This window comes from Streptomyces sp. NPDC004126 (assembly GCF_050275515.1).
In the GTDB taxonomy this organism is placed as follows: Bacteria; Actinomycetota; Actinomycetes; order Streptomycetales; family Streptomycetaceae; genus Streptomyces.
On the sequence record NZ_JBNNPF010000031.1, the window covers coordinates 14747 to 39074 of the forward strand.

Annotated in this window: 21 protein-coding genes; 9 read left to right on the forward strand and 12 right to left on the reverse strand. The window is 73.1% G+C overall.

The genetic code is table 11. From position 1 onward, the window contains the following. Positions 1 to 20 precede the first annotated feature (20 nt). From ACQKM2_RS26190 to ACQKM2_RS26225, 8 genes are all read right to left on the reverse strand, one after another. Positions 21 to 2090, reverse strand: coding sequence for an RICIN domain-containing protein (locus ACQKM2_RS26190; protein WP_427713906.1), 2070 nt, complete (start codon positions 2088 to 2090; stop codon positions 21 to 23). A gap of 382 nt (positions 2091 to 2472) precedes the next feature. Continuing rightward, on the reverse strand, positions 2473 to 2805 hold the full coding sequence (locus ACQKM2_RS26195) for a TcmI family type II polyketide cyclase (protein WP_427713909.1): 333 nt from the start codon (positions 2803 to 2805) through the stop codon (positions 2473 to 2475). A 49-nt stretch (positions 2806 to 2854) separates the two neighbouring features. After that, entirely contained in the window at positions 2855 to 3328 is a 474-nt protein-coding gene (locus tag ACQKM2_RS26200) for an SRPBCC family protein (protein WP_427713911.1), read from the reverse strand. A gap of 1 nt (position 3329) precedes the next feature. After that, positions 3330 to 3584, reverse strand: coding sequence for an acyl carrier protein (locus tag ACQKM2_RS26205; protein ID WP_007262353.1), 255 nt, complete (start codon positions 3582 to 3584; stop codon positions 3330 to 3332). A 74-nt stretch (positions 3585 to 3658) separates the two neighbouring features. Next, positions 3659 to 4915, reverse strand: a complete 1257-nt coding sequence (locus ACQKM2_RS26210; protein ID WP_427713914.1) for a beta-ketoacyl synthase N-terminal-like domain-containing protein — start codon at positions 4913 to 4915, stop codon at positions 3659 to 3661. Beyond that, the gene (locus ACQKM2_RS26215; RefSeq protein ID WP_427713917.1) at positions 4912 to 6183 is read right to left on the reverse strand and encodes a beta-ketoacyl-[acyl-carrier-protein] synthase family protein; all 1272 of its coding nucleotides are present in this window, start codon (positions 6181 to 6183) and stop codon (positions 4912 to 4914) included. Before ACQKM2_RS26215 ends, ACQKM2_RS26210 begins: the two co-directional genes overlap by 4 nt. Beyond that, positions 6180 to 6626, reverse strand: coding sequence for a cupin domain-containing protein (locus tag ACQKM2_RS26220; RefSeq protein WP_427713919.1), 447 nt, complete (start codon positions 6624 to 6626; stop codon positions 6180 to 6182). Before ACQKM2_RS26220 ends, ACQKM2_RS26215 begins: the two co-directional genes overlap by 4 nt. Before the next feature lie 109 nt (positions 6627 to 6735). Beyond that, positions 6736 to 7833: a SchA/CurD-like domain-containing protein gene (locus ACQKM2_RS26225; protein WP_427713921.1), complete on the reverse strand. Its 1098-nt coding sequence runs from the start codon at positions 7831 to 7833 to the stop codon at positions 6736 to 6738. Positions 7834 to 8124: 291 nt separating this feature from the next. Between ACQKM2_RS26225 and ACQKM2_RS26230 the strand changes: the two genes are divergently transcribed. Further along, positions 8125 to 9759 carry an FAD-dependent oxidoreductase gene (locus tag ACQKM2_RS26230; RefSeq protein ID WP_427713923.1) on the forward strand — a complete coding sequence of 545 codons (1635 nt, stop codon included), beginning with the start codon at positions 8125 to 8127 and terminating at the stop codon, positions 9757 to 9759. 21 nt (positions 9760 to 9780) lie between these two features. Here the strand turns inward: ACQKM2_RS26230 and ACQKM2_RS26235 are convergent, their stop codons facing one another. Further along, the gene (locus ACQKM2_RS26235) at positions 9781 to 9990 is read right to left on the reverse strand and encodes an acyl-CoA carboxylase subunit epsilon (RefSeq protein ID WP_427713926.1); all 210 of its coding nucleotides are present in this window, start codon (positions 9988 to 9990) and stop codon (positions 9781 to 9783) included. Positions 9991 to 10158: 168 nt separating this feature from the next. Next, positions 10159 to 12018, reverse strand: a complete 1860-nt coding sequence (locus tag ACQKM2_RS26240) for a galactose oxidase-like domain-containing protein (RefSeq protein WP_427713929.1) — start codon at positions 12016 to 12018, stop codon at positions 10159 to 10161. A 449-nt stretch (positions 12019 to 12467) separates the two neighbouring features. Here ACQKM2_RS26240 and ACQKM2_RS26245 point away from each other — a divergent pair, with 449 nt between their 5' ends. The 7 genes from ACQKM2_RS26245 to ACQKM2_RS26275 all read left to right on the forward strand — a co-directional run bounded on the left by ACQKM2_RS26245 (position 12468) and on the right by ACQKM2_RS26275 (position 20552). Continuing rightward, on the forward strand, positions 12468 to 12944 hold the full coding sequence (locus tag ACQKM2_RS26245; RefSeq protein WP_427713931.1) for a hypothetical protein: 477 nt from the start codon (positions 12468 to 12470) through the stop codon (positions 12942 to 12944). A 138-nt stretch (positions 12945 to 13082) separates the two neighbouring features. Further along, the gene (locus tag ACQKM2_RS26250) at positions 13083 to 15344 is read left to right on the forward strand and encodes a HelD family protein (protein ID WP_427713934.1); all 2262 of its coding nucleotides are present in this window, start codon (positions 13083 to 13085) and stop codon (positions 15342 to 15344) included. A gap of 101 nt (positions 15345 to 15445) precedes the next feature. Further along, positions 15446 to 16639, forward strand: coding sequence for a cytochrome P450 family protein (locus ACQKM2_RS26255; protein ID WP_427713937.1), 1194 nt, complete (start codon positions 15446 to 15448; stop codon positions 16637 to 16639). A gap of 85 nt (positions 16640 to 16724) precedes the next feature. Beyond that, positions 16725 to 17990 carry a VWA domain-containing protein gene (locus ACQKM2_RS26260; protein WP_427713940.1) on the forward strand — a complete coding sequence of 422 codons (1266 nt, stop codon included), beginning with the start codon at positions 16725 to 16727 and terminating at the stop codon, positions 17988 to 17990. Further along, positions 17990 to 18796, forward strand: coding sequence for a hypothetical protein (locus ACQKM2_RS26265; RefSeq protein ID WP_427713942.1), 807 nt, complete (start codon positions 17990 to 17992; stop codon positions 18794 to 18796). Before ACQKM2_RS26260 ends, ACQKM2_RS26265 begins: the two co-directional genes overlap by 1 nt. 111 nt (positions 18797 to 18907) lie before the next feature. After that, entirely contained in the window at positions 18908 to 19825 is a 918-nt protein-coding gene (locus tag ACQKM2_RS26270) for a MurR/RpiR family transcriptional regulator (protein ID WP_362462243.1), read from the forward strand. 337 nt (positions 19826 to 20162) lie between these two features. Further along, entirely contained in the window at positions 20163 to 20552 is a 390-nt protein-coding gene (locus ACQKM2_RS26275) for a hypothetical protein (RefSeq protein ID WP_362462246.1), read from the forward strand. Positions 20553 to 20580: 28 nt separating this feature from the next. On the opposite strand, the gene ACQKM2_RS26280 is transcribed toward ACQKM2_RS26275, so the two are convergent. Then, positions 20581 to 22167, reverse strand: a complete 1587-nt coding sequence (locus tag ACQKM2_RS26280; protein WP_427713945.1) for a phospholipase D-like domain-containing protein — start codon at positions 22165 to 22167, stop codon at positions 20581 to 20583. 284 nt (positions 22168 to 22451) lie between these two features. Here ACQKM2_RS26280 and ACQKM2_RS26285 point away from each other — a divergent pair, with 284 nt between their 5' ends. After that, entirely contained in the window at positions 22452 to 23177 is a 726-nt protein-coding gene (locus tag ACQKM2_RS26285; RefSeq protein ID WP_427713947.1) for a hypothetical protein, read from the forward strand. A 27-nt stretch (positions 23178 to 23204) separates the two neighbouring features. Here the strand turns inward: ACQKM2_RS26285 and ACQKM2_RS26290 are convergent, their stop codons facing one another. Continuing rightward, the gene (locus ACQKM2_RS26290) at positions 23205 to 24314 is read right to left on the reverse strand and encodes an aryl-sulfate sulfotransferase (RefSeq protein ID WP_427713950.1); all 1110 of its coding nucleotides are present in this window, start codon (positions 24312 to 24314) and stop codon (positions 23205 to 23207) included. Between the last annotated feature and the right edge of the window lie 14 nt (positions 24315 to 24328).

The window sequence follows — 24328 nt, forward strand, 5'->3', positions numbered from 1 at the left end:
GCCGGTTCGAGGGGGCCGGGTCAGCCGGCCTTGCGGGCCGTCCAGACCTGCGCCGGACGGCCGTCCGCGCGCTGGAGGTCGAGCAGCCAGGTCCCGTAGTAGGGCCGGTTGCTGACGGTCAGGGCGAAGCCGCCGCTCGCGTCGGTGATGGTCACCGCGCCGTCGCGGGAGGCCACCCGCCACTGCTGGGCGGCGGAGTTCCCGCAGGGCTGCTGCGCGACCCACATGCCCGCGGCGGGAGCGCCGCCGGGCTGGAGGCACTTGCCGGACGCCGCGGACTTGATCCGGACCGTCCCGTTGCCCGCGTCGTCGAAGTACCACTGCTGCTGCGCGTAGCCGTTGGTCCGGTTCGCGACGAGCACGGTGCCGTCGGCGGTGCGCCCGCCCCACAGCTCGGCGGCCATGCCGCTGCTGCCGTTGCCGAGCACGTAGCGGGTGCCCGGGGTGGTGGCGCCGCCGCCCGTGTCGGTGGTGCGGAACGACGCGGCCTTGCCGGGGCCGCTGTCACGGCCGGAGCCGTCGCGGACCGACACGGCGGCCGTGTACGCGGTGCCGGGCTTGAGGTTGTAGACGCGCAGGGAGGTGGACTGGACCCAGGTCAGGTGCTTGTCGTTCAGCAGCACCTGGTACCAGGCGGCGCCCTCGGTCTTGGGCCAGCTCAGCACCACCGAGTCGGACTGGATCTGGCCGGCCGTCACCGCCGGTGCGCCCGAGGGCTTCTTGGTGGGGGACGGGCTGGGCTTCGCGGTCGGCGACGGGTTCGGGCCCGGGTCCGGGTTGGTGCCGCCGCCGCCCGCGTTCCGCATCAGGAACTGGTTGTCGGCGATGTTCCAGTGGGTGGCCAGGTAGCTGCCCGGCTTCGGACTGGTGTGGAAGTAGTCGTCGTGGTTGCAGTCGAGGATGTTCTCGGACGCCTTGTTGGTGCAGATGTTGCGCATCTGCGGGTAGTACGGGGTGTCCGAGTAGCACATCACGTCCCACTCGTCGGTGCAGTGCGCGCCCCGGCTGGTGTTGGGCGCGCTGTTGTTGACCGCGCCCAGGTTGTGGCCGAGTTCGTGCGCGGCGGTGTGGCCGCCCCAGCAGCCCGAGTCGGTGCGCCCGTAGGACGGGCCGAAGTTGCTCAGGTTGTTCTGGCCGGGCCGCTCGTCGCCGTTGAAGGTGCCGATGCCGCAGTACACCTGGGTGTCCGCGAAGATCATGTACTTGCGGTCGCGGCGGTCCAGGCCCTTGGCGGCCAGCGCGTTGTTGGTGGCGCTGAACTCCGAGAGCGCGGAGTCGGGGAGCTCGATGTTGAGCACCGAGGGCGTGCAGTCGGCGGCGGTCACGTAGCGGATGTGCCGGACGCCGCCGGTCTCCTTGGCGCTCGCCGCGTAGATGAGGTCGGCGTCGGCCGCCCACTTGCGGAACGAGGCCACGTACTCGGCGTACCGGTCGCGGCCGGGGCCGTGCGCGTACACGACCTGGACGCGGTTGCCGGTGCTGCCGTCGCCGTCGCACTGGACGGTCTGTCCGGCCGGCCCCGCGGCGACCGCCTGGCTGCCGGAGGCCGGCGGGGCCGGGGCCTTGGCGCTCGCGGCGGTGCGGGCGTCGGCGGCGGGCGCGTCCTGAGGACGCCCGCCGCCCTCGCCGGCCGCCGGGTCGGCGCTGGCCGGGGAGGCGGGGTCGGCAGCGGGGGCCTTGGTGCGGACGACGGGGTCGACGTCCTTCTTGATGTCGACGCCCCCGGGGGGTGCGTCGGGCCCGTGGGTGCACAGGCCGTCCTTCGTGCGGTAGACGCCGACGCAGCGGTCGCCCTTCTGGGCGGTCTCCAGCCCGTCGTAGACCATGCCGCGCGCGCCTTCGTTGGCGGGCGCCTTCGCCAGGGGGGCCGGCTCCGCGTCCCGGGCCGGTGCGGCGGCCGGTTCGGCGGCCGCGGCGGGCGCCTCGGCCAGCGCGGTCGTGGTCGCCTCCGCGTCGCCGCCTATGCGGGAGTAGGCGATGCCTCCCGCGAGCACCGCCGCCGATGCCATGGCGGCGGTGAGGAGTATGAGCTTCCGGGGTTTGCGCCGGTGGCCGGGCTTGCGGCGCCGGCCGGTGGATCGTGCTGTCATGCGCACCTCAAGTCCGTGTCAGGAGAGTGGGTGCGCCGCAGCTTGCCAGATGAGCGGCTCGGAGAATTCGGACAAACGGGAGACCGGTCCGAGAAATCTATCCGTTACCTTGTTGTCGGATTTGATGAACTGTCAACTTGCTTTGAGAGTAAGAGAGTTACGCGCGTTGCGGATCAAAGGTCCAGGCCTTTTCCGGGATCTCGTTATCAAATCGAGATACTAGGCGGAACCTTGTTGACGGGAATTCAGTCAGGTATTCATGCAAAAACTACCTGCCGAATTCCCCTCGTCACGAGCCGTGAAGCGGACGCGGCCGGCGCGCACGGCCGTGGGTGCCCAGGCCGCCCGGCAGGTGCGGCGCCGGCTTGGGCACCCGTACGGACTACCGGGCGGCGTCCCGCTCCCAGACGTAGAACCGCTGGGCCATCGCGTCCTTCGGGCTCCGCCACGTCTGCGGGTCGTGGGGGCTGACGAACGCCGAGAGCCGCTCGCTCAGGTCGACGAACTCCGGGTGCCGGACCACCTGGGCGATGGCCGGGCCCGGGTCCCGGTCGGCCTCGATCAGGTGCATGTACACGTCCCCGAACTGGAAGAGACTGCGGCGGCTGACCCCCACCAGGTGGGGCAGCTCACCCGCGTCCGAGGCGGCGAACAGGCCGGCGATGTCGGGCGCCGAACCGGGCGCCATACGGGCCACGATGAGGGCTTGGTGCATCGGGAGGTGTGCCTTTCGGGTGGGGGAGCGGACGGACGGTCAGGAGCCATCAGCGGCGGTCGGCCGGGGCCTTGCGGCCGCCCCGCCCCTCGATCTTGTCCCGGATGAGCTCCATCTGGATCCGGGAGTTGAGGTTGATCCGGTCGGTCATCCCCGCGTCGTCGATCGGGGCCTCCGGCTTCATCGCGAAGTCCTGGACCCACCGCATCCGGGTCCCGCCCGGCACCTCGCCGTACTCCCAGTGGATGTCCATGTGCGCGAACGGACCCGTCTCCACGCGGCGGGCCTTCACCGTCAGGCCCGCCCGGTCCACCGTCCGCTCCGAGACCCAGCTCCACACCACGCCGTTCTCGTCCGGGTGCATGGCCAGCCGGAACCGGGTGGTGTTCCCGGTCTTCTCCAGGATCTCGATCGAGGCGTACTCGCTGAACAGCTTCGGCCAGTTGGGCAGGTCGTTCGTCACGTCCCACACGACGTCGACGGGCGCTTTGACCACGATCTCGTTGTCGGTGTGTCCAGGCATGTCAGGCTCCGGTCATGAGGCTGTTGTTGACGAGGTCGACGAACTCGCGCGGGCTCTTGCAGCGGTCCGCGTCCGTGGGCAGCGCGCGGCCCCGCCGGTTCTCCAGCTCACCGACGATGCCGAGCAGGCCCAGCGAGTCCAGGCCGTAGTCGTCGAACCGGGAGTCCGGGCGGCTCGCCAGCTCCGTGGGGTCGACGGTGATGCCGGCGGTCTTCATGAGCGTCGCCAGCTCTTCCAGGGTCAGTCGGTCGGACATGGTGCCTTCTCTCTTTCCTGCTTCCGGGGGCCGGGCCCTTGACCGCGCCCGGCCCTGACGAACGGGGGTCCCGGTCACTGCACCGCGGATCCGGGCCCCTTGCGGAGGACGAGGGCCGCGTTCGAACCCATCCGGCCCCGGCTCAGCACGAGCGCGGTCCGCAGGGGGGCGACGCGGGCGCTGCCGGTGACCACGTCGAGGTCGTGGCAGACGTCGAAGACGTTCGGGGTGGGAGGGACGACGCCGTGCTCCAGCGCCAGCACGGCGGCGGCCGCGTCGAGGGTGCCGGCCGCGCAGTACGCCCGCCCGGTACCGGTCTTGGGAGCCGTCACGGGCACCTTCGCACCGTGCGCGCCCAGCGCCTCACGGATGGCCCTCGCCTCCGCCGCGTCCGCCTCGGGGGTGCCCAGGGCGTCGGCGAAGACCACGTCCACCTCCTCGGGAGCCAGCCCCGCCTCCCGCAGCGCGCCGCGGATCGCGTGGGCCAGCCCCTCTCCCGACTCCTCCGGCCGGCCCGGCCCGGTGAAGGTGGCGGCGTGCCCGGCGAGCAGGGCCCGCACCGGCGCGCCCCGCCGCCCGGCCGCCGCGGCGTCCTCGACGGTGAACATGGCGCCGCCCTCCGCCGGGACGAACCCGCAGGCCTTCGCGGTGAACGGCCGGTAGGCGCGCTCCGGGTCCTCGGCGGTGCTGAGCCCCTCGTATCCGAGCTGGCACACCACCGAGTACGGCGCGAGCGGCGCCTCCGTGGCGCCGACCAGCATCGCCCGGCTGCCCTGGCGGATCCCGCGGGCGGCGTGCGCGAAGGCGTCCAGCCCGCCCGCCTCGTCACTCGCCACCACCCCGCAGGGACCCTTGAACCCGCGCCGGATGGAGACCTGGCCGGTGCTGGCCGCGTAGAACCAGGCGATCGACTGGTACGGGCCGACGTAGCGGGGGCCCTGCCCCCACAGCCGCTGCAGCTCGCGCTGCCCGAACTCGCCGCCGCCCGAACCGGCCGCGGTCACGACGCCCACCGCGTACGGATCGTCCTCGTAGTCCGCCCGGCCCAGCCGGGCGTGCTCCAGCGCCAGGTCCGCCGCCGCCAGCGCGTAGTGGCTGAACCGGTCGGTCTGCACGAGGAACCGGTCCTCGACCAGCTCCCCGGGCTCGAAGCCCCGCACCTCGCCGGCGACGCGCACCGGAAGGTGCTCGCACCCCTGCCGGGTCACCCGGTCCAGGACGCTCTCGCCCGCCTGGGTCGCCTTCCAGAACGCGGCCGCGCCGATCCCGTTGGGCGCGACGACCCCGATGCCCGTGACGGCCACCTGCGCGCCGGCCGTGGGTCTGTTCACGCGCGTACCTCCTTGGGCTGGGTCATGACCACGGCCGACTGGAAGCCGCCGAAGCCACTGCCGACGGACAGCACGCTGCGCAGTCTGTGGCTGCGGGCGGTGCGCGGCACGTAGTCCAGGTCGCATTCGGGGTCGGGGGTCTCGTAGTTCGCGGTCGGCGGCACCACCTGGTGCTTCATGGCCAGCACGCAGGCCGCGAGTTCGATCGCCCCGATGGCGCCGAGCGAGTGCCCCACCATGGACTTGATGGAGGTCATCGGCGTCTCGTAGGCGTGGTCGCCGAGCACCCGCTTGACGGCCGCCGTCTCGTGGCGGTCGTTCTGCTTGGTGCCCGAGCCGTGCGCGTTGACGTAGTCGACGTCCCGCGCGTCGATCCTGGCCTGGGCCAGGGCGGTGGATATCGCGCGGGCCATCTCCAGGCCCTCGGTGGTCAGCCCGGTCATGTGGTGGGCGTTGCCGAAGGTGGCGTAGCCGCCGATCTCGCAGTAGATCCGGGCCCCGCGGGCGCGGGCGTGCTCCAGCTCCTCCAGGACCAGCACCGCGCCGCCCTCGCCGAGGACGAAGCCGTCCCGGTCGGCGTCGAAGGGGCGGGAGGCGTGCGCCGGGTCCTCGTTGTTCGGCGAGGTCGCCTTGATGGCGTCGAAGCAGGCCACGGTGATGGGGGAGACGGGGGAGTCCGAGGCGCCGGCGACGCACACGTCCATCCGGCCCTCCTGGATGGAGTGCACCGCGTACCCGACGGCGTCGAGCCCCGACGTGCAGCCGGTGGAGACGGTCTGCACCGGGCCGCGCGCCCCGGTCTGCTCCGCCACCGCCGAGGCGAGGGTGGCGGGGGTGAACGCGCGGTGCAGGAAGGGGGAGGAGAGGCGGTGGTCCACGTCCCACCACGCGCCCTGCTGGCTGACCGCGACGTAGTCGTGCTCCAGCCGGGTGGTACCGCCGACCGCGGTGCCGAGGGAGACGCCGGTGCGCCAGGCGCGCTCGCCGTCGAGCTCCAGCCCGGCGTCGGCCACCGCCTCGCGGGCGGCGACCAGGGCGAACTGGATGTAGCGGTCGGCCCGGGCCGCCTCGTCCTCGGTGAGGCCGTGCTCACAGGGGTCGAAGTCGACCTCGGCGGCTATCCGGGAGCGGAACCCGGACGGGTCGAAGAGGGTGATGCCACGGGTCGCCGTACGCCCGTTGGACAGCAGGTCCCAGAACGCGGCGGTGCCGATGCCGCCCGGGGCCACGACGCCCACCCCGGTCACGGCCACCCGCCGGCGCGTCACGAGACCACCCCGGAGCGCTCCGGCGGACGCTCCGCCCACGCGGTGGCGTCCGGATTCGGCGCCTCCTCGGTGTCCACGTGCCCGAGCTTCGGGTCCGGGGCGAGCGGGCCGAGGTGGAACACCATCCGGGCCTCGGTACGGCCGACGTTGCGGAACCGGTGGCGCACGTTCAGGGGGACGAGCAGGCCCTGGTCGACGCGCAGCGGGTGGGGCTCGCCGTCGAGGTCCACCTCCAGGGAGCCGGCGACCACGTACACGAACTCCTCGGAGTACGGATGGTAGTGCTCGGCGATCGACTCGCCGGGGGCCATCACCGCCAGACCCATGAAGCCGCTGGTCGAGCCCACCGAGGTCGGGGTGAGCACGGCGCGCAGGTCCCCTCCGCGCCTGCGGTTGGGCTGGGTTTCGCTGAGGTCGACGATGCGCGGCTGATGTCTGGTCATGCTGACTTCCTCCTGGCGGATCGGAGCCTTGGCGTGCGCGTGGGCTGCCGGGTGGTGACGGGGGTGGTGCGGGGGCCGGTCCGGGCGGGGCCCGGGCGGTCCGTCCGGATCAGGACTCCACCGGAGCCCGGCGGTCGGTGATCGGGTCCATGGGGTGGGGGGCGGCGGCCGGCCCGGTGCCGGGCGCTCCGGCCAGCAGGCGGTTCAGCACCGCGGCCTTGCGGGGGCCCTCGATGCCGAAGCCCGCCGCGAAGCGGCCGTCGGCCGGGCCCTTGACGTCGAGGAGGCGCACCACCACGTCGTCGCGCTGGAAGACGGTGCTGCTCAGCACCGGGGAGGTGGGGACCTTCGCGGCGGTCTCGTCCTGGCGGGCCAGGAAGCGGGCGACGAGCGGTCCGCAGCCCGGCTTGGCCGGGTAGAACAGCGCGTGCCGCGTCACCTCGTCGGGCTGCGGGCCGTGCGGGGCAACGTGGTGGACGGCCGGCAGGCCCGCGCGCATGAAGAACATCCGCGCCGACTCCGGGTCGGACAGGTCCCGGTCCTGCTCCAGGTACGGGTTGATGGCGTGCTCGACGGCCCGCACCTCGGGCTGCTCCGACACGTGCCGCAGCGCCGCCGTCAGGTCGCCCTGCACCTCCACGCACCGCACCACCCGGTTGCCGTGCATGAAGAGGGAGGTGCGCAGGAGCCGGGTGTGGTCGTCGACCCGGGCGGCCGGGGAGGTGTACGAGGACAGGATCCCGGCGACCTCCTCCTCGCTGCCCGGCTTCACCGTGAAGGTCAGCGCGTGCCGGACGATGCCCTCGCCCAGCCGGGGCGCGCCCTGCAGCCGGCCCGACGCCCGCTGCGGGGTCTCGTACCGCTTGCCGGTCTCGCGCAGGACGGTGAAGGTCAGCGGCCGCATCGAGCGGGCGCAGGCGCCGAGCGGCTTCACCTGGGCCACGTGCTCCTCGCTGTTCACCCACGCGAGGTACTGCGGGGCGCTCTCCCACTCGCTCGTGATCAGCCACTGGGAGGGGTTCGCGAAGGACTGGCAGAGCTGGTCGCCCAGGTGGCCCGGCACGGACGCGATGTCGTGGCGCAGCTGCTCGTAGGCGTCGAAGAACCGCTGCTGGGCACCCTCGTGGAGGTCCATCAGCAGGACGACCCGCAGCATGGAGCCGTCGAACGCGGACTGAGACACCCGTTCGGACAGGGTGGTTGTCATCTGCTCACTCCTTCGTGGGGGCCCGGGACCGGCGCGCGGGCGGTTCGGTGCCGGTCGGCGGCGACGGCCGGTGGCGCGGGCCCGGCGGGCCCCGCGGGCCTGCGCGGTAGGGAACGGCGGACGGTGTGGCCCAAGTGGGTCCGCCGCTGTCGCTCATCGTCATCCGGCCGGGTACGGATCGCGACATCTCCGGATCAAGCGGGTGACAAGACGCGACTCGCCAGGGCAAGAACCCTGATCGGGGGCATAAGGCGTCCACTGCCCCCCACACGAAACAGGAGTCCGCAGCCGATGGAAGAGCATGCCGATGTCCGCGTACCGGTCCTCGTCGTGGGCGGTTCCCTCGTAGGCCTCTCCACCTCGCTGTTCCTGAGCCGCCACGGCATCAGGCACATGCTGGTCGAGAAGCACGCCGGGACCTCCGTCCACCCGCGCGGACGGGGTATCAACGCCCGGACGATGGAACTGTTCCGGACGGCGGGCGTCGAACCCGCCATCCGAGAGGAAGCCTCCGCACTGGAGGCCAACCAGGGCATCCTGCAGACGCACGCCCTCGTCGGCGGCGAGCACAAGTGGCTCATCAAGGCCGTCGACCCGTCCGGTGCGCTGGCCCGCTTCAGCCCCACCGGCTGGTGCCTGTGCAGCCAGAACAACATCGAACCGGTCCTGGCCGCGCACAGCCGCGCCCAGGGCGCCGACGTGCGGTTCGCCACCGAACTGATGAGCTTCGACCAGGACGCCACCGGGGTGACCGCCCTGGTCAAGGACCGGGAGACCGGCGAGCACATCACCGTCCGCGCCGACTTCCTGATCGCCGCGGACGGCCCTCGCAGCCCCGTCCGCGAGGCGCTCGGCATCCGCCAGACGGGCAACGGCGAACTCTTCCACAACGTGAGCATCGTCTTCCGCTCGGAGCACCTCGCCGAAGCCCTCGGCGACCTGCGCTTCATCGTCTGCTACCTGATGCGGCCGGGCGCCGACGGAGCACTGCTGCCCGTCGACAACGAGACCCAGTGGGTCTTCCACGCCCCCTGGCACCCCGAGACGGGCGAGACCCTGGAGGACTTCACCGAGGAGCGCTGCGTCAAGCAGATCCGCGAGGCCATCGGCCTGCCCGACCTCGACGTGGAGATCGGCGGCAAGGCCCCCTGGCACGCCGCCGAACGGGTCGCCGAGCAGTACTCCGTCGGCCGGGTCTTCGTGGTCGGCGACGCCGCCCACGAGATGTGCCCGACCGGGGCCTTCGGCTCCAACACCGGCATCCAGGACGCGCACAACCTCGCCTGGAAGATCGCCGCGGTACTGAACGGCTCCGCCGGCCCCCGCCTGCTCGACAGCTACGAGGAGGAACGCCTGCCCGTGGCCCGCGCCACCAGCGAGCGCGCCTCCGCCCGCTCGGCCGAGCACAGCCACCCGGGGTACGTGCCCCCGCCCACCATGGGCGGCGGCCCCGGCAGCGGGGTCCTGACCACGGCCATGGGCTACTGCTACCCGCAGGGCGCCGTCCTCGGCGGCGACCCCGCCCGGCCGGTCATCCCGCAGGAGTTGCGCCTCAAGGGCGACGTCGGCACCAGGGCACCGCACATGTGGCTCAGCCAGGCCGGCCGGCGGATCTCGTCGCTGGACCTGTACGAGACCTCGTTCGTGCTGCTCAGCAGCGCGGGCACGCCGTGGCAGGAGGCCGCCCGGCAGGTCGCGCGGGAACTCGGCGCGCACCTGGACGCCTACACCGTCGGCCCCGCTCCGGAAGCCGACCTGGTCCAGCCGGAGGGCGCGCCGCACTGGGCGCAGCTGCACGAGCTGCCCGCCGACGGCGCGGTCCTCGTACGCCCCGACGGGTTCGTCGCCTGGCGCTCCGAGGGCCCGGCCGCCGACCCGCGCGGGGAGCTCGCGGACGCCATGGCGCGGCTGCTGCGCCGCTCCTGAGGGCGCCGCTCCCGCAGCCGTTCAGCGGCAGGCCCAGCACCCCGCCCAGCAGCCGTGGCCCGCGGGCCGCGGGGGCGGGCGGTGGTGCGCGCCCCGGCCCGGCCGGGGCGGGGCCTGCGCGGCCCGGCCCGCGAGGCAGGCGACCACGACCGTGATCGCGGCCAGTTCCTCGGGCTCGGCGCTGCCCCGGTGGATCCGGAACAGGCCGGCTATGGAGACGTCGCTTCCCATCGGTACGGCCTCTCGTCGGGAGACCCCCCGGACCCGGTCCGCCGGGTCCGTCCGGGTCTGCGGCCCGGGTGCTGACGACGCTACGAGCCCCCCGGCGGCGTGTCGTGCCGGGGGGCCCGTCGCGCACCCATCCGGGCGACGCGTCCGGCGGGTGCGCCGGTCAGGGCGTCAGCGCAGCCCGAGCTTCACCCACTTGGCCGTACTGGGAACCCCGCGCGCGTCGAGCAGGAACAGCATGTAGTAGCCGGGCGGGGCGTCCGCCGCCGTCGGCGGGGTCCGCAGCCCGATGGTGTCGCCGCGCACCCCGGTGAGGGGCAGCTCCAGGTGCCGCTGGCTGGTGTTGACCGCGTGGGTGACCGTGGTCGGCGCCAGCAGCACGGCCCGCCGGACGGCGGCCGCGGTGGAGCTGTGCACCTCGAAGGCGGCGCCGTGGGCGAGTTCGCCCCGGGGCGCGCGGTCCAGGGCCGGCCGGGTGCCGCCCTTGTGCAGGTACGCGGGCTCGTAGATCTCGATGCTGCCGTCCATGGAGTCCCGGATGTCGGGGTCGTTGGCGATCTGCTGGAGCTCGTCCCCGGTCACCATCACCCGCCCGTCGGGCATCACCAGGGCGTTGGAGTGGTAGCCGCGGGGGAGCCGCTGGGCCGGGCCGAGCCGCCAGTGTCCGGCGGCGTCGCGCAGTTCGGTCTGCCGGTACTTGAGGTCGGCCTTCGGGTTGAAGGGGCCGTACCCGTAGTCGCGGGTGCTGAGCGCCCCGTTGACGGTCAGCAGGGTCGCGTCCGGCAGGATCAGGGTGTCGTCCTGGGTGCGGCCGAAGGCCCGGGGCCGTTCGGTGGTCCACCGGCCGCCCGCGAGGCGGTAGGTGTTGGGGTCGTGCGGGTCCCCGCCGAGCACCAGCACGGAGTCCGGCCCGCGCAGCCCCGCCGGGAGCGGGACGGCGGATCCGTAGCCGCGGAAGTCCGCCGGGCGCCGGGGCAGGTCGCGGCGGGTCTCCGCGACCGGGTCGAAGAGCCACTGCTGGTCGGCGTCCCGGCCCAGTCCGTAGACCATGCCGTCGCGCAGCGAGAACAGGTGCGGGTAGTCGTTGCGGAAGGGCGCGTCGGCCTTGAACCGGTCGACCGCGATGTCCAGCGGGATGTCGAACGGCCGCCAGGGCACCGGCAGCCCCTTCGCCGGGAAGCGCTCCACCACGGGCGTGGGGGTGCCCGTGCCGCGCTCGGACTGGCCGGACATGATGATCTGGCGGCCGTCGGCGCCGGTGACGGCCGAGGGGTACCAGCGGCCCACCGACATGTCCCGGTTGCGGTACCAGTGTTCGGTCCACGGGTCGAAGACGAAGGACAGCTTGGCGCCGCTGCCGCCCTTGCCGCCGGTGTTGCCGCCGAAGACCGCGAGCATCCCGTTGGGCAGGAAGGCGTGTCCGGCGCAGAAGAACGGGGCGGGGCGCGGCACGTACGTGCCGTCGGGCATCAGCACGGTCGGCGGCCGGACCTCCTTGAAGGCCCGCGCGCCGGTGCCCTTGGCGGGGTCCCAGAGGAAGGCGCGGCCCGCGTTGGTCGGGCCGATGCGGTCGGTGGGGCCGGTCTCCTTGGTGGGGTCGGTCTCGACCCGCTCGAAGGAGAAGAGCAGCACCTTGCCGGTCGGCAGCTGAGCGAGGTGGACCCCGAAGTCGGGGGAGGGGAAGAACTCCGCGAACCTCCCCGACTCCGCCGGGCGGAAGGCCTTGTTGGCCCGCTCCTGCGATGCGGTGAGGGCGGCCAGGCTCGCGTTCCGGGTGGCCTGCGGGTACTCGCCGGCGCCCCGGGCCGCGCGGCGCCGCTCGGCGTGGGCCCGGGCGTGCTCCTCGCCGATCAGGGCCGCCTCCCCGGCCGTGACGCCGGCCGTGACGCCGGCCGCGACGCCGCCCGTGACGCCGGCGTCGGCGTCCGCGCCGTCGTGGACCGGCGCGGCCGCGGGGGCGGGCGCCGCCAGGAACACGGCCGCCGCCAGCGCGGCGGCCAGCGCGGCGGACCGGTGTGCTGCTCGGGACATGGGACTCCTCGGTGTGCGACGACCGCCGGGTCGGGAGGGGCGGGCGGGAGGGACGCCATGCTAGAAGATCAGGTGGATATCACCTCATATGACGCGATCCGGCTGCCTCGTACGGGTGCTCGCCACGGCTCCGTACGCCCGTATCGGGACAATCGGCGACAGGACCCCCGGCTCCGCGCGGGCGCGGGGCTTCGGCCACGCGGCGTGGCCGGGGCGTCCGCGCGCAGGCCGGCGACCGGCCCCGCGGCCGCTCCGCACGCCGTGATCACGCCAGCCGCGTACGGTCCCGCCCGGCGCGGGGGCCCGTACGAAACATGCCACCGGCACCTGCGTGTCGTGGACGGGTGGATATGCCGCGTTGTTGGGTGATGTCGCGCTTCAGTTCCCGAAGAGCCCCAAAGGTCCCTTCGGTGAACCGGGCGCCCCGTCCGCATACTTGAGGAGCATTCATGCGCATGGTCCGTTCCGCTCTCGCGCTCGCCGCCACCTCGCTGGTGCTGGCCGCCGCCGTCAGCCCGGCCTCCGCCGCGACCCCGCAGCCGGCCCCGAAGCCCGCGAAGTTCTGCGCCCTGGTCGTCGACACGGGAGAGGGCGGCTGTTTCGCGACCGAGGCGGAGGCCGCATCGCTCGGCGCCGCGGCCGAGTACAAGGACCTCGGCAAGATATGGAGCGACGCGAACTCCGGCGGCAGCGAGTTCACCTTCCGCGGCAGCGTCGGCTGCGACTGGCGCTACCCGGAGTTCAACAGCCTCTCCAAGTGGGGGTGGAACGACACGGTGAGCTCCGTGCAGGGCATCACCTGCCCGATCACCCTGTGGGAGCACGGCGACTTCCGGGGCGCCCACCAGACCTACTACGGGTACAACGCCTACGTCGGCGACGGCATGAACGACAAGGCCTCCTCGGTCAGCTTCGACATGCGCTGACCGGAACGCCACACAAAAACGCCCCGGACGAATTGACGTCCGGGGCGTGCTTCCGCGTATATTCGATGGTTCACACTCTCTATTGAATGAGGGCGTGACGAAGCTTTACGGGGACATCGTATCGCGCTGGGAGCGAAATTGTCAAACACCGAATTTCAGATCGAGCAGGAATTCATCACCGAGCTCTACGCGCGCCTCGAAGACCTGCGGGACCAGGCCGAACGGGCAGTTCAGGACGGACTGGGGAAGGCCGGTACCGGCTTCCAGGCCCGGCTGGAAAGGGACGTCCAGGTCGCCGAGCAGTCCGGCCTGCTTTCCGCCCTGAACTCCGCCGAACACGGTCTGTGTTTCGGCCGGCTGGAGTTCTCCGACGGCCGCGACCACCACATCGGCCGAATCGGGATCAGGCAGGACGACGCCGAACGCACCCCGCTCGTCCTCGACTGGCGCGCCGAAGCGGCCCGTCCCTTCTACCTGGCCACCGGCCACGTCCCGATGGGCCTGCGCCGCCGGCGCCACATCACCACCCAGGGCCGCCGGGTCACCGCCCTCCACGACGAGATCCTCGACCTCGCCGACACCGAGCGCACCGGCTACGAGGGCGCGGACGCCGACGCCGTGCTGCTCGCCGCCCTCGACGCCGCCCGCACCGGCCGCATGCACGACATCGTGCGGACCATCCAGGCCGACCAGGACCGCATCATTCGCTCCCCGCACCAGGGCGTCCTCGTCGTGGAGGGCGGCCCCGGCACCGGCAAGACCGCCGTCGCCCTGCACCGCGCCGCCTACCTCCTCTACGCCCAGCGCGAGCTGCTCGCCAGGCGCGGCGTGCTGATCGTCGGCCCCAACCCCGCCTTCCTCGGCTACATCGGAGAGGTGCTGCCCGCCCTCGGCGAGACCGGGGTGCTCCTGGCCTCGCCCGGGGACCTGTACCCGGGACTGAGGGCCACCGGCACCGACCGCCCGGGCGCCGCGGCCGTCAAGGGCCGGGCGGCCATGGCCGACGTCCTCGCCCGGGTCGTCGCCGACCGGCAGACGCTCCCCGAGGCCGTGCCCGCCGGCAGCGGCGAGGACAGCGCCGTCGTCCCCGAGCCGGCGCTGGAGATCGACCACGACGACCACGGCATCCTGCTGCTCGACCGGACCATGGCCCACGCCGCCCGCGACCGGGCCCGCAGCACCGCCCTGCCCCACAACCTGGCCCGCCCCTACTTCGCGTTCGCGGTCATCGACGCCCTCACCGAACAGCTCGCCGACCGGCTCGGCGCCGACCCCTACGGCGGCCCCAACCTGCTCGGCCCCGACGACGTCGCCCAGCTCGGCAAGGAGATCGCCACCAGCCCCGAGGTGCACGCCGCCATCGACACGCTCTGGCCGGACCTGACCCCCGAGCAGCTCCTCACCGACTTCCTCGCGGACCCCACCCACCTCCCCGCCGAGGACGCCGGGCTGATCCGCCGCACCTCGGGGGAGTGGACCCCGGCCGACGTCCCCCTCCTCGACGAGGCCGCCGAGCTCCTCGGCGTCGACGACACCGCCCGCAAGGCCGCCGCCGCACGCGACCGGCTGGAGCGCATCGCCTACGCGCAGGGCGTCCTCGACCTCTCCCAGGGCTCGGAGTCCTACGAGTTCGAGGACATGGAGAACGAGTACCTGGCCGCCCACGACATCATCGACGCCGAGCGCATGGCCGAACGGCACGAGGAGGCCGACCACCGCACCACCGCCGAACGCGCCGCCGCCGACCGCACCTGGGCCTTCGGCCACGTCATCGTCGACGAGGCGCAGGAGCTGTCCGAGATGGCCTGGCGGCTGCTGATGCGCCGCTGCCCGACCCGCTCCATGACCCTGGTCGGCGACCCCGCGCAGACCGGCGACGAGGCGGGCTGCGGCTCCTGGAAGCAGATCCTCGACCCCTACGTCGGCGACCGCTGGGAACACGTACGGCTCGGCGTCAACTACCGCACCCCCGCCGAGATCATGGAGCTGGCGGCCGCGGTGCTCCGCGCCCACCGGCCCGGCTTCGAACCGCCCCGCTCGGTGCGCTCCACCGGCGTACGCCCCTGGGTGCGGGAGGCGGCCGCCCTCCCCGGCGCCGTTGCCGAGGCCGTCCGCGACGGCGCGCCCGCCGAGGGCCGGCTCGCGGTGATCGCCCCGCGCCCCCTGCACCCGGCCCTCGCCGCGGCGCTGCCCGGCGTACGGGCGGGGGAGCAGCCGGACCTCACCCGGCCGGTGGTCCTGCTGGACGCCCGCCAGGCCAAGGGGCTGGAGTTCGACACGGTGATCGTGGCCGAGCCCGCGGACCTCGACCCGAGCGACCTCTACGTCGCCCTCACCCGCGCCACCCAGCACCTCGGGGTGGTGCACACCGGCCGCCTCCCCGAAGGGCTGACCGGCTGACCGGACGGGATCCCCGCCGACGGGACCGGCCACGGCCGCACGACGGCACGTGGCCGGATTCGCCCCCCTCCAGGGGGCTTTGACCGTCGTAGGGTGACCGGATGGCCCTCGTCGACATCACCTCCAGCGCCCCCGACTTCGACTCCGACCCGCACTCCTTCTACGCGGCCCTGCGCGCCGCCGGGCCGGTCCACCAGGTCAAGGGCCCCGGGCCCGAGCCGGAGGCGTACTGGCTCGTCGTCGGGTACGAGGAGGCCCGCCAGGCCCTCACCCACCCCGACCTGCTCAAGGACTGGCGCAACTCCGGGCTGTATCCGGACATCGAGCCCAGCGCCTCCAGCTCCAACATGCTGGAGGCCGACCCGCCCCACCACACCCGGCTGCGCCGCCTGGTGGCCCGGGAGTTCACCGCCCGCCGGGTGGAGGCGCTGCGCCCCCGCGTCCAGCGGATCACGGACGAGCTGCTGGACGCGATGGCCGCCCGGCCCGAGCGCGCCGCCGACCTGGTCGAGGCACTCGCCTTCCCGCTCCCCATGACCGTGATCTGCGAGCTCCTCGGCGTCCCCGACCTCGACCGCGAACGCTTCCGCCGCTGGTCCAACGAGATCGTCGCGCCCCGCCCGGGGAACACGAACGAAGAGGCGTTCGTCCAGCTCACCCTCTACCTCACGGACCTCGTCGCCGAGAAGGCCGAGTCCCCGGGGGACGACCTGCTCAGCGCCCTGATCCGCACCCGCGACGAGGACGGCGACTCCCTCTCCCCCGACGAACTGATCGGGATGGCCTTCCTGCTGCTCGTCGCCGGCCACGAGACCACCGTCAACCTCATCTCCAACGGCGTACGGGCCCTGTTCGCGCACCCGGACCAACTGGCCGCGCTCCGCGCCGACTGCGACGGCCTGCTCGGCGGGGCCGTGGAGGAGATGCTCCGCTACGACGGCCCCGTGCAGAACGCCACCTACCGCTACGCCGCCAGGGACGTGGAACTCGGCGGCGTCCTCATCCCCTCCGGGTCGGTCGTGCTGGCCTCCCTCGCGGGCGCCGGCCGGGACCCGGACCGCTTCGCCGAGCCCGACGCGTTCGACATCCGCCGCGCCCCCGGCGGCCACCTCGCCTTCGGGCACGGGCTGCACTTCTGCCTCGGCGCGCCGCTGGCCCGGATGGAGGGCCGGATCGCCGTCCGGAGCCTGCTGGAACGGTTCCCCGCCCTGGAGGCCGACCCGGCCGGCGGCCCCCTGGAGTGGATCCCGGGCACCCTGATGCACGGCGTGACCCGGCTGCCGGTGCGCTGGTAGCGGTCCCGCCGCTCCCGCGGAACGGCGGATACCGCCTGCCGGTACGCGTTTTGGAATGGCGCCGGATCCTCAATACGATCCGGCGATGATCACAAGAAAACGACTGGCGGCAGGGGCCTGCGGCCTGTTCGTCGCCTTGACCGCGGGACTCCTCCCGTCGACCGCGGCCGCCGCCGACGGACCGGCGAAGGAGCCGCCGAAGGTCGAGCTCGTGCTCGACGTCAGCGGCTCCATGCGCGCGAACGACATCGACGGCCAGTCCCGCATGGCCGCCGCGAAGCAGGCCTTCAACGAGGTCCTCGACGCGGTACCCGACGAAGTCCGCCTGGGCATAAGGACCCTGGGCGCCACCTACCCCGGCGACGACCGGGCCCTCGGCTGCAAGGACACCAAGCAGCTCTACCCCGTCGGCACGGTGAACCGCACCGAGGCGAAGACCGCCGTCGCCACCCTCGCGCCCACCGGCTGGACACCCATCGGACCGGCCCTCCAGGCCGCCGCCCAGGACCTGGAGGGCGGCAACGCCACCCGCAGGATCGTCCTCATCACCGACGGCGAGGACACCTGCGCCCCGCTCGACCCCTGCGAGGTGGCCCGCGAGATCGCCGCGAAGGGCATCCACCTCGTCGTCGACACCCTCGGCCTCGTCCCCGACGCCAAGACCCGCGCCCAGCTCACCTGTATCGCGGAGGCCACCGGGGGCACCTACACCTCGGTGACCCACACCGCCGAACTCTCCGGCAGGGTCAGACAGCTCGTCGACCGCGCCGCCGACCCCGTCGCCACCCCCGTGGCCACCGAGGGCGCCAAGCAGTGCGCGAGCGCCCCGCTGCTGAAGGCCGGCCTCTACAGCGACCGCGAGAGCTTCGGCGAGCACCGCTGGTACAAGGTCGACGTCCGCCCCGGCCAGGAGCTGCGCGCCTCGGTCAGCATCGGCGCCGACCGGGCCGTCAACAACGACTACGGCGTGCTGCTGCGCGCGTCCACCGTCCACGGACGGGAGATCGTGCGCGGCTCCGAGGCCGGCGACGGCCGCACCGACGTGATCTCCACCGGCCTGCGCTACCCGAAGCCCGAACGTGACGGGGACGACGCGGAGAAGACCGAGACCGTCTGCCTCCAGGTCAGCAACTCCTTCGCCGCCGGCCCGGCCGTCAAGACCACCCCCGGCATGCCCGTCGAGCTCACCATCGACCTCGTCGACGGTCCCGCCGGCGGTTCCGACGCCGCCTCCTTCGGCCTCGGCAGGGGCTGGTGGCTGATCGGCCTGCTGGTGCTGACCGGGCTGCTCGCCGGACTGGTCTGGGGCTGGATCTCGCGCTGGCGCATCTCCGTCTGGAGGACCAACTGATGCGTACCGTACGCACCCTGACCGCCGCCCTGCTGGCGGGAGCCGCGCTCCTGGCCCCGGCGGCCGCCGCAACCGCGGCCCCGAGCCCCACCCCCACGCCGAGCGCGGGCGCGGGCACCGGCAAGGACGGCAAGGCCCCGACCGAGGCGGGCACCGGCTTCCGCACCGCGGCGCTCTTCAAGCCCGGGCAGAAGGCCACGGCCTCCGGATCCACCGGCGACTACCTCTACTGGGCGTTCCCCGCCGACACCGGCCAACGGACCACCGTGAAGGCCTCGGTGACGCTCCCGCCGTCCGCCGCCCGGCACGGCGCGCAGACCTGGCAGCTCGACGTGTACGACGGCCTGCGCCGCCGGCAGCCCTGCACGTACGGCCACCAGAGCACGGCGGTGGCCAAGGAGGCCGCCACCGTGGAGCTGTCCTGCGCCCTGCGCACCGTCCGCTCCGGCGCCGAGGCCTGGTCGAACGACCCGCTCCCGGGCACCTACTACGTCCGCCTGACGGTCGTCGGGGCCCACGAGGAGGACCTCGGGCTGCCCGTGAAGGCGCAGGTCGAGGCCGAGGCGAAGGAGACCGGCGGGGCGCGGGCGGTGGACGCGGCCCTGGCCGAGCCCCTCGTCCCGGGCATCGCGGGCGCCTCCGAGCAGCAGCGGGAGGCGCGCGCCCCGGAGGGCGGCTGGTCCGCCGGCTGGTGGTCCGACCGCTGGCTGTGGACGGCCGCCGGCGGGATCCTCGGAGCCCTCGCGGGCATCTACGGCTACTCCCTCACCCGCGGCTCGGGCCGTCCCACCCGCACCCGGGCCTGATCCGGTGCCGCCGCGCCCGCCCGGTGCGGCGGCACCGGCACCCCGGATGATCATCCGGCCACGGAGCGTGGGCTATGTTGGAGGGAGAGTGACGTGAGAAGGAGGCCGCCGGTGTCATCGGGGCAGCAGGCACGCGCGCAGGCGGCCGCGATCACGCCCGGCGGGACCCCGCCGGGGCAGGAGAAGCCGCCGGCCGACCGGCTCCTCGCGCTCTTCGACGGCCACCGCCTCTCACCCGGACAGCGGCGGATCGCCCAGTACCTGATCGACCACCTCACCGAGGCGGCCTTCCTCTCCATCACCGAGCTGGCGGAGCGCGTGGGCGTCAGCCAGCCCTCGGTGACCCGCTTCGCCTCCTCCCTCGGCTTCAGCGGCTACCCGGCCCTGCGCGACGTGCTCCAGCCGATCGCCCTGTCGGCGGTGGCGGGCACCCCGGACAGCAAGGAGCAGATCCGGCAGAACGAGCTCCAGGCCGCCGTCGACGCCGAGATCGAGAACCTGGAGAACGTGCGCCGGCTGCTGGCCGACACCAACCAGGTGCTGGAGATCGGCCGCGAGCTGGCCCGGTCGGTGCCCCTGACCGTGCTGGGCCTGCGGATCTCGGTCTCCCTGGCGGAGTACTTCGCCTACGCGGCCCGCCGCATCCACCCCGACGTCCGCCTGGTCACCCGGGGCGGCAGCGTGGCCTACGACGCCCTGCTCCAGTGCCGGGCGGCGGGCGGGAGCTGGGTGCTGGCCTTCGCCATGCCCCGGCACGCCAACGAGACCCTGGCCGCCCTGCGAGCGGCCCGCAGCACCGGGCTGAAGGTCGTCCTGATCACGGACCCCACCGTCGGGCCGCTGGTGGAGGCGGCCGACGTGGTGCTGACCGCCGGTACCGGCTCCCGGCTGGTGTTCGACTCGTACGCGGCTCCCGGCATGCTCTCCGCGGCCCTGCTGCAGGCGATGGCCGACGCGGACCCCGAGCGGACCCAGGCGCGGTTGGAACAGTACGAGCAGGTCGCCGACCAGCACGGATTCTTCCTGTAAACGCCGATTTCACCCGTCGTGCACCCGCACGTGACCGCGAGATATTCAGAACCTGGGCATGCATGAAATTTTTCATACCCTTGATTACTCGACGGTATATATGTTTACTGACGGCGGCGCTCCGGATCCCTCAGACGCCAAAGGCGGACGTTTCCCCGCGTCCGCCTCGAACGGTCACCCAGTACGCCGAACCTCCTCACGGCGGGACCGGGTACCGCGTCAAGGCTTGTGGATCCCCCGGAGGAGCGCCCCTGGCGGCCTCGGTCAACCCCTGGGCCGAGGCCGCCCCCCTCGCAGTCTCTCGATCAGAGTTCCACACCCCTCGGAAGTGACGAGAATGCCCCAGACGGCCACCCTCACGCGCAGCCCGGACTGGCCCCTGCAGGTCAAGGCCCCCGGCACGCACGACTGGGAACGCAGCGCCACCCGCTGGCTGCGGGACCTCCTCCCGGCCCGCTACGGGAGCTACCTGACGCTGACCCGTCACCACGCCCTGCTCGCGCGGCACGTGCAGCTCCAGCTCCAGCACGAGATGCGCGCGGTCCGCGTCGCCCTGCACACCAGCCGGGCCGAGCTGCCGACGATGGGCGTCGCCGAGTCGGTCATCGAGAACACGATCAGGATGTACGCCATCGAGCTGGAGCAGCTCGGCCGCCTCTCCCGGGGCGCCCGCCTCGTCTCCGAGGCGCTGCTGCTGGCTGCGACCCCGGGCCAGCGCAGGCGCTGACCCGGAGCCGGAGCCGGAGCCGCGGCCGTCAGGCCTGGCAGAGGCCGCGCGCGTAGTCGTACGTCGCGGTGGCCTGCGAGTACTTCCACTGCGGAGCCAGCAGGCTGTCCTTCAGCTGGTTCGCGGCGGCCGGGCTCTCGACCACGTAGCCGAAGTCCTGGAGCCAGGACGGGTACAGGTTCTTCGAGCCGATGTAGAAGGCCGAGTCGTCCACCGAGACCAGCTTGTGGTGCTGGGCGTACGGCTTCCCGTCCGCCCACGTCGCCTTGTCGGAGGCGCGGAAGGTCGCCAGCTGGAGGTTCTGGCACATCGCGGCCTTCGAGGTGCGCTCGTCGCCGGTGAGGGCGGTGAGGCGGCCGCGCAGCGCGTCGCTCACCTCGTTCAGGGACTTGATCTGCGAGTAGCCGTCGCTGCCGACCGCGCCGCGGTTCGCCGGGTCGCTGACGACGATGCGGACCTTCACGCCGGCCGCGAGCTTCGCGGCGAGCGTGTCGTAGAGCCGGACGTCGTAGCGGGGCAGCGGCGGGCAGGTCGCGTGCAGGTCCTGCTGGGAGATCTCGATGTGGCTGTTCGCGCTGGCGACCAGCGCGCGCAGGGCGCTCTCCTCCGGGTTGACCGTGTCGTAGTCCCGGTCCGCGTTCGTCCGGTCGGGCACGCCGATGCCGCACTTGGTGTCCGGGGCCGTCGGCAGGACCGGCTTGAACGCCGACGCCGGGTCGCTCTGGCGGATGCCGATGCCGAGGCCGCCGACCGCGATGGCGGGGACGTCACCGCCGCCGGCCGGGGCGGCCGGCCGGGGCAGGGTGGGCATGCAGCCGGCGTTGTTCGAGGAGGCGAACCAGACGCTGCTCCAGCTGGACTTGTTGCGGCAGGTCCAGTCCCACAGGGTGTCGAGGTAGCGGCCGGCCGAGCCGGCCGCCGGACCGGACAGCGCGAGGTCGACGTCGTTCACCGGGTGGGAGGTGTCGAGGTAGTCGTCCTTCCAGCTGTTGATGCCGCCGGTGATCACCGTACCGCCGTCCACCACCACGAGCTTGGAGTGGTTCCAGGAGAAGCCGGTCTTGGAGGTGGTCATCGAGGCCACGTTGAGGGTGACGTCCGCGGCCGCCGGACCGAGCTTGGCCACCAGCTCGTCGCGGTACGAGGACGGGATCACGTTGGCGTGGTAGATCGGCGCGGCGCCCACCAGGATGCGGACCTGGAGCTTGTTGCCCTTCGCCACGGCCTCCTTGAGGCCGGCCACGATCGCGTCCTGGAAGCCGCCGTTGGGGAACGGCGCCAGGGTGGATATGTCCACGGTCTGCCGGGCCCGGGCGATGTCCTGCCGGGTCTTGTCCAGCAGCCGGCGCGAGCCCGGACGGTCGGCGCAGGACGGGTCGCCCCAGCAGCCGGGGGTCTGCAGCAGCCAGTCGGAGCCGCCGGGGGCGGAGGCGCCGAGGCTGTTGCCGGCGGTGCGCTCCCAGACCGAGCCCTCAAGGCCGGGGGACACCTGGCGCAGGGTCTGCTCGATCGAGTCCAGGTGCGGGGTCGGCGAGTCGGCGAAGGCCGGCGCGGCGGGGAGCAGTGCGAAGGAGAGGGTGAGCGAGAGGGCCGTCGTGCGGACGGTGCGTGCCAATGTGGTTCCTTGGTACTGGGGGGTGGCTCCGGCCGGGCGGCATGGTCGTTCCGGGCCCCGGCCTTGATCAACTCGCGCAAGTTACCAGCCCGTAAGCCCCTGTTCATCCGGGCATGGTCGGCTTCCGGCCACCCTTCGGCGCCCCGGCCGGGCTCGACCGGGCGTCGTCCGGCCATGCCACCCGGTCGCGTGGCCGAAACCAGCCGCCGGAATCCAGCCGTCCGCATGGTGGGGCCGTCGGCCGCGGGCCGCGGGACGCCGTGGGCGGATGCGATCATGTCCGGATGCCCGAGACGCCGACCTCCGTGACCGCCCTGTGGCCGCCCGCCCCCGAAGGGTCCACCGCCTGGCTCGCCGAGCTCTGCGAGGACGACGGCCTCACCGGCTTCACGCCCCCCGGACTGCCCGACGCGGCCTGGGTCTTCCACTCCATGTACGAGCACGAGCAGGGCCCGGCCGAGGTTCCGGAGGGCGCCGGAGACGGCCTCGGCCGCGCCGAACACCCCGGCCCCGGCTGGCGCCGGCTGCGCTGGGCCGAACTGGCCCGGCGGCTCGGGGACCCCGTCGCCACCCCGGCACTGCCGCCCTGTTTCCGCAGCTTCCCCTCCTTCAAGGGGGAGCCCGGCCGCCCGTCCGGCATCTGCTGGCCCACCGAGGGCAGCCTCGACCGGGAGAGCTGGAACCGGCTGGTCGGGATCCTGCTCCGGCACAGCCCCCAGGGGGCCGACACCCCCGTCCTCGCCTACTACAACCCGCTGACGCTCGGGGCCTGGGACTTCGACAACCCGCACGTCCGCGCGGGCCGGCTGGGCGACGCCGAGGCCCTCTACGACTACCCCGAAGCCGATTTCAGCCCGTCCACCCTCTGGGCCGCGGACCATTCGTGGGTCGTCTGCAGCGACTACGACCTGTGGGCCTCCAAGGTGGCCGGTCCCGGCCCGCTCGTCGAAGCCCTGCTGGGCGACGCGGAGCTGGAAGTGCTGCGGATGCCCCCGGCGCCCTGGAACTGATCCGGGGCGCCGGGGCGGAGCCCGCCGTCAGAGCCAGGGGATCTCGTCCGCGCCGTAGCGGTAGGCGCGGAACACCGAGTTCTGGGCGCCGCGCGAGGACTCCAGCCCCGTGCCCCGGTCGAACGAGCCGAACTCCGGCACCACGAACTCCCAGACCACGTCCCCCTCCGGGGTCACCTCGAAGAGGCGGCCGAAGGAGCCCTCCGCCACGAAGGTGTTCCCGTTCGGCAGGCGCTGCGCGCTGGACATGTACGGGCTGAAGAAGTTCTGCGGCGGGTTGTCCTCGTACGACCACACCTCCGCGCCGCTGACCGGATCCAGCTCCAGCACCCGCGAGTACGGCACCGAGGTGGTGTCCCGGTAGGTCCCGTTGTCGAACACCAGGATGTTGCCGCCCGGCAGCTCGTGCGGGTGGTGCTGCTGCGCCAGCACGTCCGGGCCGATCCGCCAGCGGACGGAGCCGTCCGCGCGGTCCACGGCCACCGTCGTCGAAGCGCTGCGGAAGCCCACCACGATCCCGCCGTCGGCGAGCTCGTTGACCGTGTTGGCCATCGGCCAGTGCTCACGGGCGAAGTGCGGGTTCAGCGGCACCTCCTCGGGGTCCAGGTGCTCGATGGCCGCCCAGCGCCACAGCACCTCGCCGTCCCAGGTCAGCTCGTACACCACGTCCCCGTAGACCACCCCGCCCGGAGCCTCCGAACCGGGGATCCCGCCGCGGATCCGGGCGGCGTCGGCCGCCGACAGCGGCTCCACGCCGGAGACGAGCAGGTTGCCGTTGCGCAGGATCGAGGCGTCGTGGTGGTGGAAGGGGTGCCGGGCCTCGCGCAGCACCGTGGAGTCCGGGGCCAGCTCCTGGAAGATCCCGCCGTGGTAGACGTCCCAGATCGGGAAGAGGGTCGGGCCGGAGGTGTCCTTCGCCGCGTAGAAGAGGTTCCCGTTCGGGAGGAGCTGCGCCTGGCGGCCCGGCGGGTGCGGGGAGTTCCAGGTGTGGACCGGCTTGCCCTCGATGTCCACGAGGTGGATGGTGCCGTCGCTGGTGATCGGCGTGTAGAGGGTGTAGCCGCCGTAGCTGCGCGCGGGGTCGTGGGCGCGCAGTCCGGTGCCGCGGCGGCGGAGGGTGTTCTGGTCGACGGTCATGGTGTCGTCTGCTT

What these genes read in the sequence shown, in the direction of transcription:
- ACQKM2_RS26230 (WP_427713923.1), top strand. Translation starts at nt 8,125, where the DNA reads ATGGAAGAGCATGCCGATGTCCGCGTACCGGTCCTCGTCGTGGGCGGT.
- ACQKM2_RS26245 (WP_427713931.1), top strand. Translation starts at nt 12,468, where the DNA reads ATGCGCATGGTCCGTTCCGCTCTCGCGCTCGCCGCCACCTCGCTGGTG.
- ACQKM2_RS26255 (WP_427713937.1), top strand. Translation starts at nt 15,446, where the DNA reads ATGGCCCTCGTCGACATCACCTCCAGCGCCCCCGACTTCGACTCCGAC.
- ACQKM2_RS26195 (WP_427713909.1), bottom strand. Translation starts at nt 2,805, where the DNA reads ATGCACCAAGCCCTCATCGTGGCCCGTATGGCGCCCGGTTCGGCGCCC.
- ACQKM2_RS26285 (WP_427713947.1), top strand. Translation starts at nt 22,452, where the DNA reads ATGCCCGAGACGCCGACCTCCGTGACCGCCCTGTGGCCGCCCGCCCCC.
- ACQKM2_RS26240 (WP_427713929.1), bottom strand. Translation starts at nt 12,018, where the DNA reads ATGTCCCGAGCAGCACACCGGTCCGCCGCGCTGGCCGCCGCGCTGGCG.
- ACQKM2_RS26265 (WP_427713942.1), top strand. Translation starts at nt 17,990, where the DNA reads ATGCGTACCGTACGCACCCTGACCGCCGCCCTGCTGGCGGGAGCCGCG.
- ACQKM2_RS26220 (WP_427713919.1), bottom strand. Translation starts at nt 6,626, where the DNA reads ATGACCAGACATCAGCCGCGCATCGTCGACCTCAGCGAAACCCAGCCC.
- ACQKM2_RS26290 (WP_427713950.1), bottom strand. Translation starts at nt 24,314, where the DNA reads ATGACCGTCGACCAGAACACCCTCCGCCGCCGCGGCACCGGACTGCGC.
- ACQKM2_RS26235 (WP_427713926.1), bottom strand. Translation starts at nt 9,990, where the DNA reads ATGGGAAGCGACGTCTCCATAGCCGGCCTGTTCCGGATCCACCGGGGC.
- ACQKM2_RS26205 (WP_007262353.1), bottom strand. Translation starts at nt 3,584, where the DNA reads ATGTCCGACCGACTGACCCTGGAAGAGCTGGCGACGCTCATGAAGACC.
- ACQKM2_RS26225 (WP_427713921.1), bottom strand. Translation starts at nt 7,833, where the DNA reads ATGACAACCACCCTGTCCGAACGGGTGTCTCAGTCCGCGTTCGACGGC.
- ACQKM2_RS26275 (WP_362462246.1), top strand. Translation starts at nt 20,163, where the DNA reads ATGCCCCAGACGGCCACCCTCACGCGCAGCCCGGACTGGCCCCTGCAG.
- ACQKM2_RS26200 (WP_427713911.1), bottom strand. Translation starts at nt 3,328, where the DNA reads ATGCCTGGACACACCGACAACGAGATCGTGGTCAAAGCGCCCGTCGAC.
- ACQKM2_RS26190 (WP_427713906.1), bottom strand. Translation starts at nt 2,090, where the DNA reads ATGACAGCACGATCCACCGGCCGGCGCCGCAAGCCCGGCCACCGGCGC.
- ACQKM2_RS26260 (WP_427713940.1), top strand. Translation starts at nt 16,725, where the DNA reads ATGATCACAAGAAAACGACTGGCGGCAGGGGCCTGCGGCCTGTTCGTC.